This window comes from Bifidobacterium saimiriisciurei, from assembly GCF_010667655.1.
In the GTDB taxonomy this organism is placed as follows: domain Bacteria; phylum Actinomycetota; class Actinomycetes; order Actinomycetales; family Bifidobacteriaceae; genus Galliscardovia; species Galliscardovia saimiriisciurei.
This window is the reverse complement of sequence record NZ_WHZU01000007.1, coordinates 1-22,586: the sequence shown is the minus strand read 5'-3', so window position 1 is coordinate 22,586 and position 22,586 is coordinate 1. Positions and strand designations below refer to the sequence as shown.

Annotated in this window: 20 protein-coding genes and 2 tRNA genes; 4 read left to right on the top strand and 18 right to left on the bottom strand. The window is 63.9% G+C overall.

The features are described 5' to 3' along the window. Positions 1-55: 55 nt before the first annotated feature. The 3 genes from hemW to GFD18_RS05390 form a co-directional block, all read right to left on the bottom strand. Positions 56-1,264 (bottom strand): radical SAM family heme chaperone HemW, encoded by a 1,209-nt coding sequence (gene hemW, locus GFD18_RS05400; RefSeq protein WP_163200448.1) that lies wholly within the window; start codon positions 1,262-1,264, stop codon positions 56-58. 63 nt (positions 1,265-1,327) lie between these two features. Further along, the gene (lepA, locus tag GFD18_RS05395) at positions 1,328-3,208 is read right to left on the bottom strand and encodes a translation elongation factor 4 (RefSeq protein ID WP_163200449.1); all 1,881 of its coding nucleotides are present in this window, start codon (positions 3,206-3,208) and stop codon (positions 1,328-1,330) included. Positions 3,209-3,332: 124 nt separating this feature from the next. Then, on the bottom strand, positions 3,333-4,214 hold the full coding sequence (locus GFD18_RS05390; protein ID WP_163200450.1) for an aldo/keto reductase: 882 nt from the start codon (positions 4,212-4,214) through the stop codon (positions 3,333-3,335). A 228-nt stretch (positions 4,215-4,442) separates the two neighbouring features. On the opposite strand from GFD18_RS05390, the gene rpsT reads away from it, so the two are divergent. Continuing rightward, entirely contained in the window at positions 4,443-4,703 is a 261-nt protein-coding gene (gene rpsT / locus GFD18_RS05385; protein WP_100511090.1) for a 30S ribosomal protein S20, read from the top strand. Positions 4,704-4,804: 101 nt separating this feature from the next. On the opposite strand, the gene GFD18_RS05380 is transcribed toward rpsT, so the two are convergent. From GFD18_RS05380 to GFD18_RS05345, 8 genes are all read right to left on the bottom strand, one after another. After that, a complete protein-coding gene (locus GFD18_RS05380) occupies positions 4,805-5,557 on the bottom strand; it encodes a trimeric intracellular cation channel family protein (RefSeq protein ID WP_163200476.1) in 753 nt (250 codons plus the stop codon). A 103-nt stretch (positions 5,558-5,660) separates the two neighbouring features. Then, on the bottom strand, positions 5,661-6,635 hold the full coding sequence (locus GFD18_RS05375) for a nucleoside hydrolase (RefSeq protein WP_163200451.1): 975 nt from the start codon (positions 6,633-6,635) through the stop codon (positions 5,661-5,663). Positions 6,636-6,740: 105 nt separating this feature from the next. Then, positions 6,741-7,868 (bottom strand): branched-chain amino acid aminotransferase, encoded by a 1,128-nt coding sequence (locus tag GFD18_RS05370; RefSeq protein WP_163200452.1) that lies wholly within the window; start codon positions 7,866-7,868, stop codon positions 6,741-6,743. A gap of 251 nt (positions 7,869-8,119) precedes the next feature. Further along, a complete protein-coding gene (locus GFD18_RS05365) occupies positions 8,120-8,734 on the bottom strand; it encodes a 50S ribosomal protein L25/general stress protein Ctc (protein ID WP_163200453.1) in 615 nt (204 codons plus the stop codon). Positions 8,735-8,915: 181 nt separating this feature from the next. After that, positions 8,916-9,899: an EamA family transporter gene (locus GFD18_RS05360; RefSeq protein ID WP_404801612.1), complete on the bottom strand. Its 984-nt coding sequence runs from the start codon at positions 9,897-9,899 to the stop codon at positions 8,916-8,918. A gap of 227 nt (positions 9,900-10,126) precedes the next feature. Continuing rightward, on the bottom strand, positions 10,127-11,539 hold the full coding sequence (locus tag GFD18_RS05355) for an NAD(P)(+) transhydrogenase (Re/Si-specific) subunit beta (protein ID WP_163200455.1): 1,413 nt from the start codon (positions 11,537-11,539) through the stop codon (positions 10,127-10,129). Then, positions 11,539-11,853 carry an NAD(P) transhydrogenase subunit alpha gene (locus tag GFD18_RS05350; RefSeq protein ID WP_100511285.1) on the bottom strand — a complete coding sequence of 105 codons (315 nt, stop codon included), beginning with the start codon at positions 11,851-11,853 and terminating at the stop codon, positions 11,539-11,541. Before GFD18_RS05350 ends, GFD18_RS05355 begins: the two co-directional genes overlap by 1 nt. Positions 11,854-11,855: 2 nt before the next feature. Then, positions 11,856-13,016 carry an NAD(P) transhydrogenase subunit alpha gene (locus tag GFD18_RS05345; protein WP_163200456.1) on the bottom strand — a complete coding sequence of 387 codons (1,161 nt, stop codon included), beginning with the start codon at positions 13,014-13,016 and terminating at the stop codon, positions 11,856-11,858. 306 nt (positions 13,017-13,322) lie between these two features. Between GFD18_RS05345 and GFD18_RS05340 the strand changes: the two genes are divergently transcribed. Then, entirely contained in the window at positions 13,323-15,260 is a 1,938-nt protein-coding gene (locus GFD18_RS05340; RefSeq protein ID WP_404801611.1) for an AMP-dependent synthetase/ligase, read from the top strand. Positions 15,261-15,366: 106 nt separating this feature from the next. Here the strand turns inward: GFD18_RS05340 and GFD18_RS05335 are convergent, their stop codons facing one another. From GFD18_RS05335 to GFD18_RS05305, 7 genes are all read right to left on the bottom strand, one after another. After that, positions 15,367-16,380 carry a Gfo/Idh/MocA family protein gene (locus GFD18_RS05335; RefSeq protein ID WP_163200477.1) on the bottom strand — a complete coding sequence of 338 codons (1,014 nt, stop codon included), beginning with the start codon at positions 16,378-16,380 and terminating at the stop codon, positions 15,367-15,369. 64 nt (positions 16,381-16,444) lie between these two features. Further along, positions 16,445-17,401 (bottom strand): GTPase Era, encoded by a 957-nt coding sequence (gene era, locus GFD18_RS05330; RefSeq protein ID WP_163200458.1) that lies wholly within the window; start codon positions 17,399-17,401, stop codon positions 16,445-16,447. A gap of 101 nt (positions 17,402-17,502) precedes the next feature. Next, the gene (locus GFD18_RS05325) at positions 17,503-18,861 is read right to left on the bottom strand and encodes a hemolysin family protein (RefSeq protein WP_163200478.1); all 1,359 of its coding nucleotides are present in this window, start codon (positions 18,859-18,861) and stop codon (positions 17,503-17,505) included. Between the two features lie 36 nt (positions 18,862-18,897). Continuing rightward, complete coding sequence (gene ybeY / locus GFD18_RS05320) at positions 18,898-19,446, bottom strand: rRNA maturation RNase YbeY (protein ID WP_163200459.1); 549 nt, start codon at positions 19,444-19,446, stop codon at positions 18,898-18,900. After that, on the bottom strand, positions 19,443-20,555 hold the full coding sequence (locus GFD18_RS05315) for a PhoH family protein (RefSeq protein ID WP_163200460.1): 1,113 nt from the start codon (positions 20,553-20,555) through the stop codon (positions 19,443-19,445). The genes ybeY and GFD18_RS05315 overlap by 4 nt, the downstream gene beginning before the upstream one ends. 62 nt (positions 20,556-20,617) lie before the next feature. After that, positions 20,618-20,953 carry a histidine triad nucleotide-binding protein gene (locus GFD18_RS05310; RefSeq protein WP_163200461.1) on the bottom strand — a complete coding sequence of 112 codons (336 nt, stop codon included), beginning with the start codon at positions 20,951-20,953 and terminating at the stop codon, positions 20,618-20,620. Between the two features lie 154 nt (positions 20,954-21,107). Further along, complete coding sequence (locus GFD18_RS05305) at positions 21,108-21,914, bottom strand: 16S rRNA (uracil(1498)-N(3))-methyltransferase (protein WP_163200462.1); 807 nt, start codon at positions 21,912-21,914, stop codon at positions 21,108-21,110. A gap of 96 nt (positions 21,915-22,010) precedes the next feature. Between GFD18_RS05305 and GFD18_RS05300 the strand changes: the two genes are divergently transcribed. Both GFD18_RS05300 and GFD18_RS05295 read left to right on the top strand, forming a co-directional pair. After that, positions 22,011-22,101, top strand: a tRNA-Leu gene (locus GFD18_RS05300). 246 nt (positions 22,102-22,347) lie between these two features. Next, positions 22,348-22,438 (top strand) — tRNA-Leu (locus tag GFD18_RS05295). The last annotated feature ends 148 nt before the right edge of the window (positions 22,439-22,586 follow it).

Genomic DNA, 22,586 nt, shown 5'->3' with positions numbered 1-22,586 from the left:
GCCATTCGGAATGCGATGGCGTCCTTCGGCGCCGACACGCCCGGGCGCCATGGAATTACAGGCCGCAGATCCCGAAGCATTCGGCGATCAGGGAATCGTTGAGCAGACGTCCACGCCGGGTGGGGACGATCCGTCCGTTCTCGATGACGGCGAGACCCTCGTCGAGGACCGGACGGAACATGTCCGCCGTCAGCTCGCGGCCGAGTTCGACGGACAGCCGGTCGAGCCCGAGCCCCTCCCGCAGCCGCAGGCCGAGCATGATGGTCTCCTCCGCGTTCTCGTCGTAGGTGATGGTCTCCTCCCCCTGCCATGGGACCTCGTCCAGACTCACCTTCCGACCCCACATCCTCGGGTGGGCGATGTCCCACGAACGGATGCCGTAGGCGTCCTCCCCGCGTCCGCGCCCGTCGTCAGGCCGATCCGGCATGGCGTAGTGGGAGTGCGCGCCGGGGCCCATTCCCGCCCAGTCGACGTTGCGCCAGTATCCGAGGTTGTGGCGGCTCTCCTGACCGGGTCGGGCCCAATTGGATATCTCGTACCATTGCAGTCCCGCCGCGGAGAGCAGGTCGTCGGCGATCTCGTACTTGGCGGCCTCGTCGTCGTCATCCGGCTTGGGAAGGGTGCCCGCCGCGATGCGCCGCCCCATCTTCGTGGTCGTCTCCACGGTCAGGGCGTATGCCGAGACATGGTCCACGCCAAGGTCGATGGCCGCGCGCACCGACGTCCGCCAATCATCGAGGCTCTCGCCCGGCGCGCCGTAGATGAGGTCGACGCTGCTGCGCAGCCCGCAGCGCCCGGCGGCCAGCACCCCGGCGGCGACGTTCTCAGGGGTATGGGTCCGGTCGAGGGTGCGCAGCACGTGCGGCACGGCGGATTGCATGCCGAAGGAGATCCTGGTGAACCCGCCGTCGGCGAGCTCGCGGATGTAGTCGGCGTCCACGGTGTCGGGATTGGCCTCGGTCGTGATCTCCGCATCAGAGGCGAGGCCCCATGCATCGCGTATCGCATCGACCATGCGTACCAGATCGGACGCGGGCAGGATGGTGGGGGTGCCGCCGCCGAAGAAGACCGTGGACGCGGCGGGTTCGTCGATGCCGTGATCGAGCTGCCAGCGCCGGACGGTCCTCATCTCGCGGATGACCATGTTGGCGTAGTTGCCCCGCGAGGCGCCGGCACCGAGATCGGTGGCCGTATACGTGTTGAAATCGCAGTAGCCGCAGCGCCGAAGGCAGAACGGCACATGGATGTAGACTTCGTACTCCATCTTTTCGGAAAAACACTCCCCTCGCATGCCGTCCGGCTCCCAGGCGGGGGCCGGACGGACGACTCAGCCTTCCTTCTTCTGCGCCGCGCGGATCTTGTCCTTGGTGTCCCGGTCGGTGGGCTCGTCGGTGGACAGCGCCGCGATGAACGCCTCCTGCGGCACCTCCACATGGCCGAGCATCTTCATGCGCTTCTTGCCGGCCTTCTGCTTTTCGAGCAGCTTGCGCTTACGGGTGATGTCGCCTCCGTAGCACTTGGCGAGCACGTCCTTGCGCAGGGCGCGGATGGTCTCGCGCGCGATGATGCGCGAGCCGATGGCCGCCTGGATCGGAATCTCGAACTGCTGGCGGGGAATGAGCTCACGCAGCTTCTTCGTCATCATGACACCGTAGCTATAGGCCTTGTCGCGGTGGACGATGGCGCTGAACGCATCGACCTTGTCGCCCTGGATGAGGATGTCGACCTTGACGAGGTCGGCGCTCTGCTCGCCGTCCTCATGGTAGTCGAGCGAGGCATATCCCTTGGTGCGACTCTTGAGCTGGTCGAAGAAGTCGAACACGATCTCGGCGAGCGGCATGCGGTAATGCATCTCCACGCGCTCGGTGGAGATGTATTCCATGGTGCCCATCTGTCCGCGATGCTCCTGACACAGGTCCATCACCGCGCCGATGAACTCCTTGGGAAGGATGATGTCGGCGGCAACCATCGGCTCGACGATCTTCTTGACCTTGCCCTCGGGGAATTCACTCGGGTTGGTCACATGATGCATCTTGCCGTCCTCGCTTGTCACCTCATAGGTGACGTTGGGGGCGGTCTGGATGAGGTCGAGCCCGAATTCACGGCTCAGGCGCTCCGAAACGATCTCCATGTGCAGCAGGCCGAGGAAGCCGCAGCGGAAGCCGAAGCCGAGGGCCACGGAGGTCTCGGGGGTATAGATGAGGGCGGCGTCGTTGAGCTTGAGCTTGTCAAGGGCCTCACGCAGTTCGGGGAACTGGGCGTTGTCCACGGGGAACAGGCCGGAGTAGACCATCGGCTTCGGGTCCCGGTATCCGGGCAGCGGTTCGGCGGCGGGCCTGACCGCGGAGGTCAGCGTGTCGCCCACCTTGGACTGGCTGACGTCCTTCGCGCCGGTGATGATGTATCCGACCTCGCCGGCCCCCAACGCCTTCGTCGGCGTCATGTCGGGGCTGATCACGCCGATCTCGATGGGCTCATGGGTCATGCCGATGCCCATCATGTGCACCTTCTCGCGCGAGTGCAGTTCGCCGTCCTCCATACGGATGTAGGTGACGATGCCGCGGTAGGAGTCATACACGGAATCGAAGATCAGCGCGCGGGCCGGGGCCTCGGGGTCGCCTTCGGGGGCCGGCACCTCCATCACTATCTGGTCGAGCAGGTCGGCGACGCCCTCGCCGGTCTTGCCGGAGACCCGCAGCACGTCGGAGGGGTTGCATCCGATGAGTCCCGCGATCTCCTCGGCGTGCTTTTCGGGCTCGGCGCTGGGGAGGTCGATCTTGTTGAGCACGGGAATGATGGTCAGATCATGGTCGATGGCCATGTACAGGTTCGACAGCGTCTGCGCCTCGATGCCCTGGGTGGCGTCGACCAGCAGCACGGCACCCTCGCACGCCGCCAGCGCACGCGACACCTCATAGGTGAAGTCGACGTGGCCCGGGGTGTCGATCATGCCGAGCGTGTATTCGGTGCCGTCGAGCGTCCACGGCACGCGGACGGCCTGCGACTTGATGGTGATGCCGCGTTCCTGCTCGATGTCCATGCGGTCGAGGAAGCGGTCCCGCATCTCGCGCTCGGGCACGATGCCGCTCAGCTGCAGGATGCGGTCGGCGACCGTCGACTTGCCGTGGTCGATATGCGCGATGATGCAGAAATTCCTGATCAGCGACTGATCGGTATACCCGGGCTTGTTGTGCTGCTCTTTCGCCAAGCGCGTCTCCTTGTTCGTCCTTCGGCTGTATCACGACAGCGGCTCAAAGTTCCATACCAAAGCCACTAGTCTAGCGTCAGCTCTCGGCAACGCGAAGACGCGCCCGGCGACGGGCCGCGGACCGTCAGGAGACGTTGCCGCGGGAGAACTGATCGGCCCACGACTGGGAGTTGACGTTCGTGGCGGGATCGCCGGAGATGCGCCCCTGCGGCGTATGCAGCGCATCGATGGCCGCCATCTCCTCGTCGGTGAGCGAGAACCCGAAGATGTCGAGGTTCTGGCGCATGCGGTCGGGATGCGACGACTTGGGAATGACCACGCGTCCGGACTGCACGTGCCAATGCAGCACCACCTGCGCCGGCGTGACGCCGTGCGCCTCGGCCGCGCGCAGTACCTCGGGCGCGTTCATGTCGCCGCCGTGGCCCAACGGCGAGTATGCCTCCACCGCGATTCCGTGGCTTGCGCAGTATTCCCTCACGTCGGGCTGGGAGAAGCGCGGATGCACCTCGATCTGGTCGATGACGGGGGCCTCGCCGGTCTCGTCGATAAGGCGCTGCAGATGCTCCGTCAGGAAGTTCGATACGCCGGCCGCGCGCAGCGCGCCCTGCTCCTTGATCTCGAGGATCGCCCTCCAGGTCTCCACATAGCGGTCGATCAACGCGAACGGCCAGTGGATCAGATACAGGTCGAGCACGTCCACCCCGAGCTTGCGGCGGGACTCCTCGAAGGCGACCTTCGCCGCGTCGTAGCCCTGATCGCAGTTGCGCAGCTTCGTGGTAACGAACACCTTGCCCGCCATGCCGGTGGCCCTGAGCGCGGCGCCCACGCCCTCCTCGTTGTAGTAGGCGGCCGCCGTGTCGAAGTGCCGGTAGCCGATCTCCAGGGCTTCCTCCACGGCCCGCTGCGTGTCCTTGCCGGGAATCTGGAACACGCCGAAGCCGACCTGGGGGATGTTCACCCCGCCGGCGAGCTCGATGTCGGGAACCGTATCATTCGTGGTTGTCATGGCCTTCCCTTCCCAATGATGTGTCCGGTGATGCGGCGGACCCCGCGGCGTCGATGCCCGGCATCCGTCGCCTTCCAAGTCTAGCCGGCACTTCGCCTCGACGGACGGAACCATCCCGGCGAATGTTCACCGAATACCGGAAATTCACCGAACGGTAGTGTTCCCGTGAAATTCGTGGTATCATATCCGTTTGTATGTCCGTTTAGCAAACGTCGTTTGGAGTACATAGTGGCAAACATCAAGTCGCAGAAGAAGCGCGTCCTGACCAACGAGAAGGCGCACATCCGCAACGTCGCCTACAAGAGCGAGCTGAAGACCGTGATCCGCAAGGTTCGCGAGGCCATCGCCGCCGGCGATAAGGAAGCCGCCCAGGCCGCCTACAAGGTCGCCTCCCAGAAGCTCGACAAGGCCGCCGGCCGTGGCGTCATCCACAAGAACCAGGCCGCCAACCGCAAGTCCGGTCTTGCCAACGCCATCAACGCCCTCTGACGGCGAACCGCGTTTCGATAAAAAATCCCGCAGTATTCATGATATCTGCGGGATTTTTTATTGCCCGGAACCGGCCAATGGGCGGAGGGACATCGAGCCGTCTACTCCGCCGGCCCGGAACCGTCCTTCGTATCCGTGGATTCGGGATGGATGACCGGGCGCCTGAGATACCGTCCCTGTGCGGGCAGGTGCATCCGACGACGCTCCACGGCCCCGGGGAAGGTGATGTTGAACGCCACCGACAGCATACGCAGCGCGAAGACGACGATGACGATGCAGACATCCAGCACCATCTCGCCGTTGAGTCCAAGGTGCCAGTGGTCGGTGGCACGGGCGGCGAAGACGGTGAGCAGGCATCCGATGAAGGACGGCACCGCGTACAGATGCTTGTCACGCAGGATGGAGGGCACCTCGTTGAGGAGGATGTCACGGATGGTGCCGCCCGCCAGGGCGGTGAACATGCCGAGGAACGCGGCCGTCATACCGGAGGAGTGATATGCCAGGGCCTTCGCGGTGCCATTGACGGCGAACAAACCCAGGGCCAGGGCGTCGGTGACTATCATGGACCATTTCAGATGTTCGATCTCGGGATGGACGATGGCCACGATGAATCCCGAGGCCAGGGCCGTCAGCACGAATCCCCTGTCGGTGATGCCCACCGGGGGCAGGGCGCCCAACAGCACGTCACGGGTGATGCCGCCGCCGAGGGCCGTGACCCACGCAATGACGAGGATGGAAAAGAGATCGTATTTCTTATGAATGGCCGACAGCCCTCCCGACAGCCCGCAGATGAACGTCGCCAGATACTCTATGCCCAGGAACACGGCATTGCTTTCGAGCGCCACCTGGTCCATCGGCCCCTCCCCCGTCTTCATGCCTACCGGCATCTCCGCACAAAAAACCGGTAAGACATTAGCACTTTGAACTCCGAACACGCCGAAGGCGGGGGAAGGTTCATCATCCGTTCATGTTGGCGCGCTCATGACCTCCGCCGTCGACCCCGAGCGTGCCGTAGATGTAGCCTTTGTACGCGGCGGGGTCGAGCGCGCTGCATATGCGGATGTTGGGTTCCTTGCCGGAGAACCGGTTGCGGTCGACGATCACGGAACCGTAGCCCGGTCCCGGCGTCGTGTCTACCTGGCAGTAGTAGGGGGCGCATTCGGCGACGCATTCGGGATGCAATGCCGCGGCCATCGCCGCAGGGTCCGCCATATCAAGGCAGGGGACGCCGAAACGTTCGCGGTTCAGTTCCGCCAGCACGTGGTTGATGTCGATGACGAAGCGCCCGAGGTCCCCGCTTTCGCGGATGCGTCGCATCTCCTGTTCGTTCAGCATGCTGTAGCCGAGCGAGGCGTCCCATCCGACGAACGTGATGTCCGGCAGGCCGGATTCCGCCACGATGCGTGCGGCCTCGGCGTCCTGCCATACGTTGAATTCGGCCACCGGAGTCACGTTGCCCGCGCCGAGGCCGGCGCCGGCCATGGCGACGATGCGTCCGACCCGCCGCATCGTCGCGGGATCGAGCTTCAGGGCGATGGCGATATTGGTCAGAGGCCCCAGTGCGACGATGTCGATCGTATGCGGCTCATGGTCTCGCAGGGCCTCGAGCATGCGCAGCACGGCATTGCCTTCGGAGGCCCGAAGCCTTTGCGGCGTATATCCCAGGTCGCCCATGCCGTCGTCGCCGTGGGTCTCATACGCATAGACGAGCGGATTGAACAGCATGGACGCGCTGCCCCGGTATACGGGCGGCTCATAGGTGCTGGAACGTTCGATGGTGGTCAGCGTGTTGTCCACTGCCTGTCCGAGCGGAACGTTGCCCGCCACCGTGGTGAACATCAATATGTCGTATGCGGGGTCGTTGAGCGCCATGGCGATGGCCATGGCGTCGTCCGATCCGCAGTCCGTGTCGATGATGATAGACCTGGCCATCGTAGCCGCTCCCGTCGTATCTCGTTTTCCGGAAAAAAGAAAAATCGTGTGGGCCTGATGATACAGGCTCCACACGATTCGTTCATGCCACGGAATCGATTCCGGCTAGCAGACCTTCCACATCCAGTTGTGCGGATCCTCGATCTCGCCAAGCTGGATGCCGAGCAGCTGGTCGCGCAGCGACTGGGTCAGCTCGCCGACGCCGCCTTCGGCGACGGTGACGTCGAACTTCTCGGACTTGAAGCGGCCGATCGGGGTGATGATGGCGGCGGTGCCGCATGCGAACACCTCGGTGACCTCGCCGGACTTGATGTCCTCAAGCAGCTGCTCGAGGGCGATCATGGTCTCGACCACGTCGTGGCCGTTGTCCTGCAGCAGCTGGATGAGCGAGCGGCGGGTGACGCCGGGCAGGATGTTGCCGGTCAGGGACGGGGTCTCCACGTGGCCGTCCTTGTGCACGACCATCATGTTCATGCCACCGAGCTCCTCAAGATAGGTCTTGGTGGCGGCGTCCACGAAGCACACCTGCTCGCAGCCGTTCTCGATGCCGGTGTACTCGCCGAGCAGGGATGCCGCGTAGTTGCCGCCGCACTTGGCGAAGCCGGTGCCGCCGGGGCCGGTGCGGAACCACTTGTCCTCCACCCAGATGCTCACGGGCTTGACACCGCCCGGGAAGTACGGGCCGGACGGGGAGGCGATCACGCAGTAGTCCACTTCCTGCGGGGCGCGCACGCCGAGGAACGGCTCGGAGGCGAACATGAACGGACGCATGTACAGCGTGTATTCGCGACGGGTGGGCACCCAGGCGGCGTCACGCTTGACCAGGGCGGCCACGGAGCCGAGGAAGTCGTCGATGGACAGCTCCGGCAGGTACAGGCGCTTGGCGGAGTTCTGGAAACGCTCGGCGTTGGCATCCGGACGGAACAGCCAGACGGAACCGTCGGCGTGATGATAGGCCTTGAGGCCCTCGAAGCACTCCTGCGCGTAGTGCAGCACGGAAGCACCCGGGTCCATCTTGAGCGGGGCGTACGGCTCGACGCGACGATCCGACCAGCCTTCGCCCTTGGTCCACGTCATGTGGGTCATGTTGTCGGAGAAGACCTGTCCGAACGCCGGCTTGTCGATGAGCTCCTGACGCTTGGCGTCGGATGCCGGGTTCTCGTTGGGCAGGACGGTGAAGGCGTCGGCCAGCTTGGACAGCGCCGCCGGATCGTGATGAGTATTTTCTGTCATTCTTAGCTTCTTTTATTCCATTGCCGGACGAGGATTCGCCCGGCTGCGGGTATGCCATCGATGCTTCTGGCATCGAACTGAGTAACACTCTCTCACATGAGGATTATCCGTCACTGAGAAAGTTCACATTATGAAAAGCGGCCGCACGGAGACGCGGCCGTCCTCCATTCCAATGCAAAGAGCCCACACCGAGGTGGGCTCTTTGCCTATGCGGCCCTGCGGGCCACTGGTTCAGCGTCCTATCGACGAGGTCACTCGGCGTCGGCGGCCGGAGCGGCGGCAGAGTCGACGGTGGCGTCGGCGGCCGGAGCGGCGGCCTCGGAGGCGTCCTCAGGAACCTCGACGGTGACGACGGACTCTTCCGGATCGTCGTGGATGAGCTCCACGCCCTCCGGCAGGACGACGTCCTTGGCCAGCACCTTGGTGCCGTCCACGAGGCCTTCGACGCTCACGGTGATGCGCTCGGGCAGGTTGGCGACATCGGCCTTGACCTTGAGCTCCTGGATGTCGACGAACGCCACGGCGGCGCCCTTCGGGGTGCCTTCGACGAAGACCGGGACCTCGACCTCGATCTTCTCGCCGGCGCGCACCTCGTAGAAGTCGACGTGCTCGATCTGCTGCTTGACGGGGTTGCGCTGCACGTCCTTGACGACGGCGAGCTTGGAGTCCTCGCCGAACTTCAGCTCGAACAGGGCGTTCGTGCGACGCAGGGCGTTGGTGGTCTCCTTCATCGGGAGCTGCAGGAAGGTGGGCTCTTCGCCGCCGGCGTACACGGTGGCCGGAACCAGCTTGGCGACGCGCATGCGGCGGGCAGCGCCCTTGCCGAACTCGGTGCGGACAGCGCCTTCGAGGGTGATATCTGCCATGATGTTCTCCTTTAGATCACAACAATCGGTAATTCGTCTTTTTCGTTTCGGCGCATCGACGCGCCGCAGAGAACACCGTGAACGGAGAACCATACGTCGAGTCGATTACGGAAGCGCGAATCCGTTCGCCTTCCCTCGCCAAGACAACAGTCGTCAAGAATAGCATGGATGACGCGATTTGTCACGCGGCAGTGTCCATCGACGCCTGCAGATCGGCGTGGCTGCGGTTGGACGCATGCTCGTCCCCGGAGAACGTGACGACGACGGCAAGCATCACGCAACCGACCCCGATGAGCTCCCCGATGCCCGGAACCTCGCCGAACATGAGGCCGACGCCCACGGCCACCGCCGGATACATGGACTGCATGACCGAAAAGGTGCCGGGCGTTGTCTTGCGCATGACCACCTGGTCGATGACGTATGGGAAGAAGGAGCTGAGCACCGACACCACGAGCATGAGCAGCAGCAGGTGGGCGATGCCCCACGCGCCTTCATCGACCAGCCAGGTGGCTGAGGCGGGCGGCTGGAACAGGCCGCGCACCGCAGGGACCGCAAGAAACAGGGACTGGGCGGCGAATCCTATGCACATGGCTACGGAAAGGCGGTTGAGCGGGCTGCCGGCATGCGCCACCTTGCGCCCCATGACGATGTAGATCCCCCACATCGTTCCGCCGACGAGGATGGCCGCGAGACCGATCAGGAAGCTGCCGCCGTCGGGAGAGGCGATGGAGACGCCCGCGAGCAGGACGACGCCCGCGGCGGCGATGGCGACGCCGATGCGTTCGCGCCAGTTGCGTCCGCTGATGACGGCCACGCCGAGCGGGCCGATGAATTCTATGGCGACGGCCATGCCCATGTTCATCTCGCTGATCGCCAGGTAGAACATGGTGTTCATCGCCACGATGGCAAGTCCGCAGCCCGCGGTGATGAGCCAGTCGCGCCGCGTGTTGGGAAGGGTCTGGCGTACTTCCCTGCGCCATGGGCGACGCCAGGCCAGCATCATGACGGCAAGGAATCCGAAACGGTACCATGCCGCGCACAATGGATTGATCTGGGTGAACACGCTTTTGGCCACGCCGGTGGCGAAATACATGAGCATTCCCTCGACGGCCACGATGACGACGGCCGGGGTCTTCTCCAACACGCAATACGCTATCTTCCTCACAGGCATGTAAGCGTATCGTCATGTTTCCGGTATGTAAACCAGGGAACGCCGATGTTCCATGTTCTGTATGAAAGCCACACACTTCCGATACGAGAAACGCCGTGGAATCCAAATCCGGATTCCACGGCGCTTCTCGAGAGGATCACATAATGTGTGCGGCTTCTAGGCGCGGAGCACGAAGGCGTACAAGGGTACGTCGAGTGCTCCGCAACGCGGATGACGCTCCGTCACGCGATCAGTTCCTTGACGGAGGCGATGATGGCCTGCAACTCCTTCTTCGCATCGCCAAACAGCATCTGCGTGTTGTCGTTGAAGTACAGCTCGTTTTCGATGCCGGCGTAGCCCTTGCCGCGGCCGCGCTTGATGACGACGACGTTTTCGGACTTGTCGACGTCGAGGATCGGCATGCCGGAGACGGGGGTGCCGGGGCGACGGGCGGCGGGGTTGGTCACGTCGTTGGCTCCGACGACGAGGGAGATGGTTGCGGTGGGGAACTGCGGGTTGATGTCGTCGAGGTCGACGAGCTCCTCGTAGGGGACGTTGGCTTCGGCGAGGAGCACGTTCATGTGTCCGGGCATGCGTCCGGCGACGGGGTGGATGGCGTAGGCGACTTCGACGCCGCGGCTCTTGAGCAGTTCGCCGAGGTCGGCGAGTTCACGCTGGGCCTGGGCCATGGCGAGGCCGAAGCCGGGGACGAAGATGACCTTCTGCGCGTAGACGAGCTGGACGGCGACGTCGTCGGCGGAGGTCTCCTTCATGGTGCCGGTCACGCCGTCGTCCCCACCCGCCGCGTTGTCGCCGCCGAAGCCGCCGGCGAGGACGGAGAGCAGCGGTCGGTTCATGGCCTGGGCCATGAGGATGGAGAGGGTGACGCCGGCTGCGCCGACGAGGGCGCCGGCGACGATGAGGGCCACGTTGTCGATGGCGAGGCCGGACATGGCCACGGCGGTGCCGGTGCAGGCGTTGAGCACGGAGATGACGACGGGCATGTCGGCGCCGCCGATCGGGATGACGAACACGAGGCCGTAGCACAGGGCGAACACGGTGGTCAGGACGGACCACAGGAGGCGCTGCTCGGGCTGGACGCACAGCATGACGAACGCGGCGACGGTGAGCACGATGAACAGCACGTTCCAGAAGCTCTTGCCGGGCAGCCTGAGGTTCTTGACGAACTTGACGCCCTGGAGCTTGCCGGCCGCGATGAGCGAGCCGGTGAAGGTGACGGAACCGATCATGATGCCGAGGCCGGCGGTGATGAGCACGACCAGGGTGGGCAGCTCCTCGTTGGTGAGGATGTCGTTGAGCGCGACGAGCGCCGCCGCGCCGCCGCCGACGGTGTTGAACACGGAGACGAGCTGCGGCATGTCGGTCATCTTGACCTTCTTGGCGGAGACGACGCCCGCGACGGCGCCGATGAGGATGCCGACGACAAGCACGACGACCGCGGTGACGGAGATGAAGCCCTTGACGAAGAGGTGCACGAACGCCATGACGACGGCGAACACCATGCCCGTGGCCGAGATCTGGTTGCCCTTGCGGGCGGTCTTCGGCGAGTTCATGAAGTGCAGGCCCATGACGAACATGACGGCGGCCAGCAGGTACACGAACCAAGCGACGATATCGATGGGTGTTGCGGTCATTACTTATCGCCTTCCTTCTGGTCCTTCTTGGAGGGCTTCGAGCTCTTGAACATCTCCAGCATGCGGTCGGTGACCACGTAGCCGCCGACGACGTTCATGGTTCCCAGCACGGCGGCGAGGAAGATGAACACGTAGGCGAGCGGGGTCTGCGCCTCGGCGGCGACGATGACGACGCCGACGATGACGATGCCGTGGATGGAGTTGGCGCCCGACATCAGCGGCGTGTGGAGGGTCGCCGGCACTTTGCCGATGACTTCGATGCCGATGAGCAGGGCAAGGACGAACAGGGTGATCGAAACGACGAGATCGGGCATGATCACTTCTCCTCTTCTTCTGCGGCCGGTGCCGGCGCTTCGACGCGGCCGGCGACGATGAGCGCGTTGTCGAGTTCCTCGGTGAGGTCCATGGCGAGCCTGCCGTCGTTCACGAAGTGGGCGAGCACGTCGGCGACGTTGCGGGCGAGCAGGTTGGACGCCGTGGTGGCGACGCCGCTGGCGAGGTCGGGGGCGCCGATGAGCTGCACGCCGTTGTCGGTGACGACGGTCTGGTTGGGCTTGGAGCCTTCGACGTTGCCGCCGAGGTCGCTGGCGGCGCAGTCGACGATCACGGCGCCGCGGTGCAGGCCGTCGACGCCGGCCTTGGTGAGCAGCATCGGGGGCTTGCGTCCGGGGACCTTGGCGGTGGTGATGACGACGTCGAACTCCGCGGCCTTCTTGTCGACGGCGGCCTGCTGAGCGGCCTGCTCCTCTGCGGTGAGCTGACGGGCGTAGCCGCCCTCGCCCTGGCCCTTCGAGAAGTCGAGGCCAAGTTCGAGGAACTTGGCGCCCAGGGATTCGACCTCGCCCCTGGCCGCGGGGCGCACGTCGTATGCGGTGACGACCGCACCGAGTCGGCGGGCGGTGCCGATGGCCTGGAGTCCGGCGATGCCCGCACCCAGGATGAGCACCTTGGCCGGACGTATGGTGCCGGCGGCGGTGGTCATCATGGGGAAGAATGAGCCGTAGGCGTCGGCGGCCTTGAGCACGGCCTTGTATCCCATGACGGAGTTCTGGCTGGTCATCTCGTCCATGGACTGCGCGGAGCTGAGCTGGCGGGGCAGCTTTTCGATGCCCACGCCGACGAGCCCGGCCTTGTCAAGACGGTCCACATACTCCTGGTCGGTGAACGAACCGAGCATGCCGATGACCCAGGAGCCCTTGGGCAGGCGGGCGACGAGATCGTCGTCCGGACGTTCTACGAATCCGAAGGCCTGCGACTGTGCAATGACCTCATCCTTGGTAACGACCCTGGCTCCTGCCTTGATATAATCGTCGTCGCTGAATCCTGCGGCATACCCTGCATTGCGTTCGATGACGCAATCGACGGCGGAACGCTTGAGTCGTTTGACGATGTCCGGGGTGAGCGCCACACGAGACTCATGCTCGCCGGCCTCATTGAAAATTCCATAAGTGATGGTCGATTGCGTATCTTCCGCCACCTGGTCCTCCCTCGTAATCTTTCTGTAACAGCGTCGCAACAGTTCGCGGCGCCCCGTCAAGTCTATATCAAAGTCAACAAATGGCAACAATTGCCCATCATTCGATATATGCGGCGTATTGCCCGACGCCGACGCGCGTCCCTACGGTAGCGTAACGGGAGGCCCTCCTACTAGAGTGCGTTAGGACTATTGAATGAAGGAGAACTCGTGGGTCTTATCGGTTCCGCAAAAAACGCAGTGGCCACCGCGGCGCATCGCGCGGCAAATCTCGGACGCAACTATCTGGACTACCCCGGCAGCGACGATCTGAACGACGACGGACTTCCCGACAATCCGACCGCGGAGGAGCCCGTCTCCCCCGACGATCTTCCCCATGTTGATTACTGGGGGCCGGACTACCCCACCACGACATACATGGACAACGGTCTGCTTGCGGCCCGCACCGACGGCAACCCCCCGCTTGACGAGGGGACCAGCATCTACGATATCTACGCCGACCGCGCCGACCGCATGGGCGACAAGCCGCTGTACACGTTCAAGAGGGACGGCCAGTGGGTGACGAAGACCGCCGACGAAACGCTCGCCGACATCCGCATCACCGCGAAGGGCCTGCTGCATTACGGCCTGAAGAAGGGCGACGCCGTGGCGTTCATGTGCCGCACCAGCTACGAATGGAACATCGTGGATGCGGCGATCATGGCCTGCGGAGGCGTGCTCGCCACCATCTACGACACCGATTCCGGCGAGCAGATCCGCAACATCGCCAATAACTCCGACGCCCGTCTGCTGATCGTCGAGACCACCGACATGAAGGCGGAGGCCGAGAACGTGCTGGCCCAGTGCCCCACCGTCGAGCACATCGTGTGCCTCGAGACCGGCGGCCTCGACGAGATCCAGGCCTATGGCGCGTCCGTCTCCGACGCCGTGCTCGACGAGCGAATCGATTCGGTGAAGAAGACCGACCTGTGCTCCATCGTGTACACGTCCGGCTCCACCGCGGCCCCGAAGGGCGTGGAGATGACGCATGAGCATTACTGCGCCGACGCGTTCAATCTGCCCGACTACATGCCCGACCTGCTGCATGACGAGAAGAACACCATCCTGCTGTTTCTGCCGCAGGCGCATTCCTTCGCCCGCGCCATCAACTACATCGTGGTGGCAAGCGCCCTGCACGTCTACATCGCACAGGGCATCAAGACGCTGATCTCCGATCTGCAGGTCGCCAGGCCGTCAGTGATGATCGTGGTTCCGCGTGTGCTGGAAAAGGTGTACAACGCAGCCTCGCAGAAGGCCGGTCATGGCGCCAAGGGCCTGGTGTTCGCCGCCGCCGTCACCGCCGCGCAGGACTATATGAAGGAGGTGGCCGAGAAGGGCAGGGCCGGAGCGCTCATCAGCGCCCGTCGCGCATCCTTCGACCCCATCGTGTACAAGTCGCTGCGCGATGTGCTGGGCGGCCGCGCCCGCTGGATCGTCTCCGGCGGCGCTCCGCTCGACCCCGAGCTGCTCGCGTTCTTCCGCGGCGCCAAGGTGCCGGTGTACGAGGGCTATGGCGCCACCGAGACGACCGCGCCGTGCGCCTTCAACCCGCTGGGAGTGCCGTTCCGTCAGGGTTCCGTCGGCATCCCGTTCCCCGGGTTCACGCTGCGCATCGCCGAGGACGGCGAGATCCAGATCAAGGGCGCCTCGGTGTTCCCCCGCTATCACAAGAACGAGGAGGCCACGCGGGCGTCGTTCACCGAGGATGGCTGGTTCGCCACCGGCGACCTGGGCCGCCTCGACGGCGAGGGTTTCCTGTACATCACCGGCCGCAAGAAGGACCTCATCATCACGGCCGGCGGCAAGAACGTCTCCCCCGGTCCGATCGAGGAGGTCATCCAGCGCTGCGAGATCGTGTCGCAGGCGCTGGTGCTCGGCGACAAGCGCCCGTTCATCTCCGCGCTCATCACCCTTGACGAGGACGCGCTGCGCCCGTGGCTGGAGTCCAAGGGACTCGACCGCGAGATGTCGATGGAGGACGCCGCGGGCAATGCGGCGGTGCGCGCGGAGATTCAGAAGTTCGTCGACCTGGCGAACGAAGGCGTCTCCCGCGCCGAGTCGGTGCGCAAGTTCATCGTGCTTCCGGAGGAGTTCACCCAGGAGAACGGCCTCATGACCGCCTCGATGAAGGTCATCCGCCCGAAGGTCATCGCCCGGTATGCCACCCTGCTCAACACGCAGATGTACAAGCCGCGCAAGAAGGCGTGAACGGCCGACGCTGGACAATCATGGAAAAAGGGTTCCCATCCGATTCAGGATGGGAACCCTTTTTCCATGACGTTCAGACCGCATCGAGACCGCGGTCATGCCCGCTTCAGTGCTCGAAGGGGTAGACCTCGCCCCATTGGGCGCGCAGGTCGTCCATGACGCCCATGATGCGCAGCGTCTCCTCATGCGGCATCTCGGGGCATTCCTGATCGCCGTCGAGTATGGCCTTGGCGGCGATGGCCACCTGGTACTCGTATCCGGTGATCTGCTCCGGGACCGGCAGCGTGTCGACGAGCCGATGATCGGGGGCGAACACCTTGATCTCCTCCGGATTGTTGATGTTCTCGACGATGAGGTAGCCGTCGTCCCCCTGGACGATGCCCTGCCTGCTGCCGACCGCCGTCATGGAGGCGTCGACGACGGCCATCACGCCGTTGTCCAGCCAGAAGGTGGCGCAGAACTGCTCGTCCACTCCCCTGTCGGTGAACACACAGCTGCTGGTGACGCGGGAGACGCCCGCTTCGGGGAACGCCATGGCGACGAAGTTGATAGGGTAGACACCGACGTCGAGCAGGGCGCCGCCCGCCATGGCCGGGTCGGTCATGCGCGCCTTGCCGGAAACAGGATACGACAGATTGGCGTATACCTGACGGGGCTCGCCGATGACGCCGGAGCGGATGGCATCGAGGATGATGTCCCGGCTCGGCATGTACCGTGTCCAGATCGCCTCCGTGCACAGCAGTTTCGTCTGCCGGGCGATGTCCAGCACCTTTCGCGCCTGACCGGCGTTCGCAGTGAACGACTTCTCCACCAGCACGTTCTTTCCGGCGAGCATGCATGCGATGGCGTGCTGGGCATGCAGCGCGTGCGGCGTGGCGATGTACACCAGGTCGATCTCGGGGTCTGCGAGCATCGTCTCATAGGTGCCGTACGCCTTGTCGAATCCGTATTCATCGGCGAATTCCACGGCACGGCGCTCGTCGGCGCGGGTGGCCACGGCATATGGACGGATCAGATCGCGATAGCGTTCATCCAGCGACATGGACCTCAGCGTCTGAGCCATGTGACGGGCGATCCTGCCGCAACCAAGTATGGCGACGTTCACCGTTCCCTCGTGCATCCCGTTGCGTTTGCTCACAATCGGCTCCTTTCTCTCGAATCTTTCGATGTCGGCCCCGTGCGTCTCAGAATCCGAGTCTCTCCAGCTTCTTGGGATCGGACTGCCATTCCTTGGCGACCTTCACGTGCATGTCAAGCTTGGCCTTGCCGCCCACGATGCGGTTGATCGGCGTGCGCAGCTTCTTCCTCACTCGCACCAGATGCTCGGCCTTGCGGCCGATGATGATGGGCTTCTGCGAATCACGCTCCACGTAGACCGACACCAGCACCTGCACCTTGGGCTTCGGGCCATCGGCTTCGTCCCCGGATTCATCCTCGTCCGGATAGATGATGTCATCGACGACGACGGCGAGGGAATGGGGCAGCTCGTCGTCAAGCTCCTCGAGGAACGCACCGCGCACCAGTTCGGCGATGGCCTCCTCCGGCGGCTCCTCGGTGATCTGATCGTCCGGATACATCTGCGGGCCTTCGGGCATCGCGTCGATGAACAGCTGACGCACCTCGTCGAGATTGTCGTGCTCCAGCGCGGAGACCGGCACGATGTCGGTGAAGTTCGCGAATTCGTTGATTTCGATGAGCTTGTCGACCAGCTGCGAGCGATTGAGCTCGTCGATCTTGGTGACCACGGCGATCAGCGGCACCTTCCATTCGAATGCGCCGTCGTCGTTCTTCCTGGCGAACTGGCTGCGCAGACGGCTGAGAATGCGCCTGTCTCCCGGTCCGATCTCCTGATCCGCCGGCAGGAGGAACGCGATGGCGTCCACTTCGGAGAGCGACTCGTCGACGATGTCGTTCAGTCGCTGGCCGAGCAGCGTGCGGGGACGATGGATTCCCGGGGTATCGACCAGCACGATCTGGGCATGGTCCGTCGTCAATACGCCGCGGATGGCCTTGCGTGTGGTTTCCGGACGGGAAGATGTGATGGCGACATGGGAACCGATCAACGCATTGATCAGTGTCGATTTGCCGACGTTGGGTCGTCCGACGACCGCGATGAATCCTGATTTGTAAGCTTCCTGCATGGAACACCACTGTACCGTGAGGACTATGCAAACACGGTGGCGACATGGGCGTTCGCACCATGCCGCCACCATCAGCCAGCGACATCCTCGTTTCAATCACATCATTCGGAGTCGGCGTCATCCTTGTCGTCCGGGGCGTCGATGCCGGCCGGCGACGCCTTCTCCACCAGGATGGTCGAGACCTTCTTGCGACGGCCGGCGGAATCGACCGCCGTCAGACGCAGTCCGTGGGTGTCGGCATGCGAGCCCACGAGCGGCACTTTGCCCAGGGTCTTCGTCAGCAGGCCGTACACCGTGTCGACGTCGTCCTCGTCAAGGTCGATTTCGAAGATCTCCTCGATGTCCGCGATGGATGCGCGGGCGGGGAACCGCCATCGCCCCGGCTCGACCTCCTCGGGCTCGGCCTTCTGCGTGCGGTCGTGCTCGTCCTCCAGTTCGCCGACGATCTGCTCGATGGCGTCCTCGATGGTGACGAGGCCGGCGATGCCGCCGTACTCATCGACCACGACGGCCACATGCTGGCGCTGGCGCTGCATCTGATGGAACAGGTCGTCCACCGGCTTGGATTCGGGAACCAGCAGGGGGTCGCGGCTGATCGAGACGACCGCGCGGTCGCTTGCGGCCGGGTTGAAGGCCACCGCCCGCACGGCGTCCTTCAGGTATGCCATGCCGATGAGGTCATCCACGGAGTCGCCGATGATGGGCACGCGGGAGAACCCGGAGCGGGAGAACATCTTCAGCACGTTGCCGAGCGTCTCGTCCTTGCCTATGCAGATCATGTCGGTCCGCGGAACCATGATTTCGCGGGTGAGGGTCTCCGACAGGGTGAGCACGTTGCGCATCATTTCGGAGATCTCGGGATCGAAATCGTTGGTCTCCACCAGCCTGTCGATCATGGCACGACCCTGTTCGAGGTGAATCTTCTCCAGTTCCTCGTCGTCGGAGAGCTCGGTCTTTCCCGAGTTGATGCCGTTGACCCGCGCGAACGGCGTAAGCCATACGACGAAGGAGACGACACCGGAATGGCGCAGCATGATCTGTATGGGCCGTGACGCCCCGGTACTGCGCGGACGGACGAGTATGGACACCACGCCCACGATGAGCGCGAACACCAGGCCGCAGATGAGCGTGAGCCAGATCGGGGCCCCGAGGGCGTCGGCGATGCACGCCACCAGCACGCCGTCGAGGATGTTGCACACGATGCGGAAGAACGCGCAGGACCCCGACGTGGCGAACCGGTCGGAGACGAGCCGCTGGACCCTGTGGATACGGCCCAGCTGCTTCATCTTGTTGAACTGGCTGTCGGTTCCCGTCTGCACCTCGAGGATGAGGTTGTTCAGGCTGGACCTGGTGACCCTCGACACGGCCCCCTCGGTGGAGGCCATGAGCAGAGAGAACCACACCAGCAGCAGCGACGCCACCGCCAATGCGGCGACCATCGGTATCACGGGGTCCGTCATCATAGCTGATTCACGCTCTTTCGTGGATTGTGCCGCTTACCGGCCTGTCTTGGAATCGTCCGAACGATGCTCGGCGTCATACTGCGCCAGGAGGTCCGGCGCGCCGTCGGGCAGCCGGACATCGTCGAGCACGCCGGGACGCAGGGCCAGAAAGGTCAGCAGCAGCTGGCGCTGCAGTCCGAACATCTGGCGTTCCTCCGCGGCCGTGGCGTGGTCGTACCCGAGGAGGTGCAAAGTGCCGTGGATGGTCAGCAGCAGCATCTCCTGGATGGTGGAATGCCCCGCGGCCCTTGCCTGTTCGCGGGCCACATACGGGCAGATGACGATGTCGCCGAGCACCCCCTCCGGCAACGTCTTGCCGGTGCCGGGACGCAGCTCGTCCATGGGGAAGCTCATGACGTCGGTGGGGCCCTCGAGGTTCATCCACCGCTCGTGCAGACGCGCCATGGACGCGGGGTCATTGAACATGATGGTCAGGTCGGACTGGGTGCTGACCCTCATCTGGTCAAGCACCCAGACCCCCAGGTCGGAGAAGACCTTGGGGTCGATGGTCCACGGCGTCTCATTGGTGACTTCAACGCTCATGCGTTCTCCTCCTGCTTCTCCTGACGACGATGACCGTCGTGCCGTTCCCGGCGCTCTCTACGCGCGTCATCGAAACGGCCGTATGCCTCGACGATGCGTCCGACAAGCTCATGACGGACCACGTCCGTCGGGTCGAGGTGCACGAATGCGATGTCGTCGATTCCGCCGAGCACACGTTCGATGGTGGCGAGGCCTGAACGCGGCACCGTCAGATCGACCTGCGTGATGTCTCCGGTGATGATCATGCGCGTGTTGAAACCCAGTCGCGTGAGGAACATCTTCATCTGCTGTTCCGTGGTGTTCTGCGCCTCGTCGAGAATCACGTAGGCGTCGTTCAGCGTACGGCCGCGCATGTAGGCCAGCGGCGCGACCTCGATGGTCCCGTCCGCCAGATACCTATGCAGCTGGTCGGCGCCGAACATGTCGGAAAGCGCGTCATACAGCGGACGCAGGTAGGGGTCGACCTTCTCGCTGAGCGTACCGGGAAGAAAGCCGAGGTTCTCCCCCGCCTCGACGGCGGGCCGCGTGAGGATGATCTTGCGCACCTGCCCGTCCTCGAACGCCCGCACGGCCTTGGCGACGGCAAGATACGTCTTGCCGGTTCCCGCAGGACCGATGGCGAACGTGATGGTGTGCTTCTCGATGGCGTTGACGTACCTGATCTGTCCGGCCGTCTTCGGCCTCACCGGCACGCCCAGGGCGAATGTGATCACGCCGGGGACCTGCACGCGCTTGCGGTCGACGGGAGCCGCCGCAGTGGGATGTGACGCGGGACGGGACACGGCCCGACGGGAGCCGATGTGCTCACGGACGCGAGCCTCGATGCCGCCCCGCGAGTGGGATGTGCTCAGAAGCCTGCGCACGGTATCCGCATCCATGGGGGCCGTATACGCGGTCTGGATGATCGTGTCTATGATCTCCTGGGCCTGATTGGCCTGGGCCTCGGTCTGCCTGGACCGGGACATGATCGCCACACGATTGCCGCGCACGATGATGGTCAGTTCGGGAAACGCCTTCTCGACCTCGCGGATCACCTGGTCCGCCGGCCCGAGCACCGCGACCGGATCAAGTTCCGAAGGTATGGTGATGGTGCGTGTTGTTGTCGCCACGTTAGGTTGTCGTCTCTTTCCGTTCTTTCCGTTCGGTCGTTGGATTGCCGGCATTCGTCCCGCTACTCGTCAAGCACCTCGCCGGTCAGCACGTGGGCATGCACGTGGAACACCGTCTGGCCGGCGTCCTTGCCCGTGTTGAATACCAGACGGTATTCGCCATGGAAGGCGTCGTCGGCGACGGACTGCGCCACCTCCACGATGTGGGCCAGCAGGGAGGCATCCTCCTTGGCAAGGGCCGCGACGTTGGCGTAATGGCGCTTCGGCACGATGAGCACATGCACCTTGGCCTTCGGATTGATGTCCTTGAAGGCGTAGACGGCATCGTCCTCATACACCTTCTCGCTGGGGATGTCACCGGCGATGATGCCGCAGAACAGGCAGTTGTCCTGGCTCATATTCACACTCTCCTTTGTCTGGCGCCCTGCCGGCGCCGCCACATCGTCAATGCTATTGCGCGCTTGGGATAAAACCCGTCATCGCCGCGCTCAGCGAAATCGCATTCATCGAATGTTCATCTCGGGCCCTTCCCCGCCCACTGTCTCGTGGAGGTCACTCGAACCGTCCCAGCACGCGGGCGAGCAGCGCCAGCGCCACGGGACCGGCGCTGGAGGCACGCATGATGTTGCTCCCCAGAACCACGGCCGACGCTCCGGCCTTCACGAACGAGGCGACCTCCTCCTCGCTGATGCCGCCCTCGGGCCCCACCACCACGCTGATGGTACGCTCCCTGCCATCCTCCAGACAACGGTCCGCGATGGACGAGACCTTGCGTTCGATGGAATCCCACGTGTCGGTGGCATCCTGGTGCAGGACTATGACCATGTCGCCGTGAACGCCGGCCCGCAGGCACATCTCCACGATGTTCTTGCTGGTCGCCTTGGGCTGCAGCAGCGGCGCCCACGCACGACGGGACTGCTCGGTGGCCGCGTCAAGCAGCTGACGCCACTTGTTCGCGGCCTTCGCCTCCTTCGCCCCCTTCCATTGCACGATGGATCGGTTGGCCTGCCACGGCACCACGGAATCCACGCCGATCTCCGTGGCGGTTTCTATCGCCTGCTCGTCACGGCCGGATTTGGCCAGCGCCTGCACGAGCTGCAGACGGGTCACGGAGGCCGGTTCCCGGCCCACCTCCTCCACCTTCACCTGCCGGTTCGCCGGATCGTGCACGGTGGCCAGGATGCGCAGGCCCCTGCCATCGGAAAGCCACAACCTGTCGCCGACATCCAGTCGCATGGACCGGAACGCATGCCGCGCCACGTTCTCCGGCACGGTAAGCACCCAGCCGTCGTGCAGTTCGTCGCCGTTCACCGGGGTCTCGTCCTTGCTGGGGTCAATCAGAAATAGCGGGAAAGTCATGGCTCAAACGTACACGACACGCCGGATAACCTCCGGATTTGACATACCACCCCGATGTGATGCTATAGTTCCATCTCGTTGCCAAACACGGCACCTGTCCGGGTGGCGGAATGGTAGACGCGCTAGCTTGAGGTGCTAGTGGTTATTTTATACAACCGTGCGGGTTCAAGTCCCGCTCCGGACACCAGCAAGACCCCTTGGATTCCAAGGGGTCTTCTTGTATCTCACGACAATCTTCATCTTCAAGGCAAATGGCTGCGGGCCTCCCCATGCACCCGCGAGAAGCCGCCCCTCGCCAGACGCTCCCCATCCGATGATTCGCGGCTGCCGCGGGACACCGGAAAAGCAGTGCGACACGCCGGATAACCTCCGGATTTGACATACCACCCCGATGTGATGCTATAGTTCCATCTCGTTGCCAAACACGGCACCTGTCCGGGTGGCGGAATGGTAGACGCGCTAGCTTGAGGTGCTAGTGGTTATTTTATACAACCGTGCGGGTTCAAGTCCCGCTCCGGACACCAGCAAGACCCCTTGGATTCCAAGGGGTCTTCTTGTATCTCACGACTGCAATCCACCTACGGAACGGACATCCGGGCTATAGGAACTTTTGTGGTGTTTTAGGTTTGTCTTATCTCCGTTCTGAGTGACGGCCACGTCCTGCCCTTGCAT

What these genes read in the sequence shown, in the direction of transcription:
- hemW (WP_163200448.1), bottom strand. Translation starts at nt 1,264, where the DNA reads ATGGAGTACGAAGTCTACATCCATGTGCCGTTCTGCCTTCGGCGCTGC.
- GFD18_RS05390 (WP_163200450.1), bottom strand. Translation starts at nt 4,214, where the DNA reads ATGACAACCACGAATGATACGGTTCCCGACATCGAGCTCGCCGGCGGG.
- GFD18_RS05380 (WP_163200476.1), bottom strand. Translation starts at nt 5,557, where the DNA reads ATGGACCAGGTGGCGCTCGAAAGCAATGCCGTGTTCCTGGGCATAGAG.
- GFD18_RS05375 (WP_163200451.1), bottom strand. Translation starts at nt 6,635, where the DNA reads ATGGCCAGGTCTATCATCATCGACACGGACTGCGGATCGGACGACGCC.
- GFD18_RS05370 (WP_163200452.1), bottom strand. Translation starts at nt 7,868, where the DNA reads ATGACAGAAAATACTCATCACGATCCGGCGGCGCTGTCCAAGCTGGCC.
- GFD18_RS05365 (WP_163200453.1), bottom strand. Translation starts at nt 8,734, where the DNA reads ATGGCAGATATCACCCTCGAAGGCGCTGTCCGCACCGAGTTCGGCAAG.
- GFD18_RS05355 (WP_163200455.1), bottom strand. Translation starts at nt 11,539, where the DNA reads ATGACCGCAACACCCATCGATATCGTCGCTTGGTTCGTGTACCTGCTG.
- GFD18_RS05350 (WP_100511285.1), bottom strand. Translation starts at nt 11,853, where the DNA reads ATGCCCGATCTCGTCGTTTCGATCACCCTGTTCGTCCTTGCCCTGCTC.
- GFD18_RS05335 (WP_163200477.1), bottom strand. Translation starts at nt 16,380, where the DNA reads ATGCACGAGGGAACGGTGAACGTCGCCATACTTGGTTGCGGCAGGATC.
- era (WP_163200458.1), bottom strand. Translation starts at nt 17,401, where the DNA reads ATGCAGGAAGCTTACAAATCAGGATTCATCGCGGTCGTCGGACGACCC.
- GFD18_RS05325 (WP_163200478.1), bottom strand. Translation starts at nt 18,861, where the DNA reads ATGACGGACCCCGTGATACCGATGGTCGCCGCATTGGCGGTGGCGTCG.
- ybeY (WP_163200459.1), bottom strand. Translation starts at nt 19,446, where the DNA reads ATGAGCGTTGAAGTCACCAATGAGACGCCGTGGACCATCGACCCCAAG.
- GFD18_RS05310 (WP_163200461.1), bottom strand. Translation starts at nt 20,953, where the DNA reads ATGAGCCAGGACAACTGCCTGTTCTGCGGCATCATCGCCGGTGACATC.
- GFD18_RS05305 (WP_163200462.1), bottom strand. Translation starts at nt 21,914, where the DNA reads ATGACTTTCCCGCTATTTCTGATTGACCCCAGCAAGGACGAGACCCCG.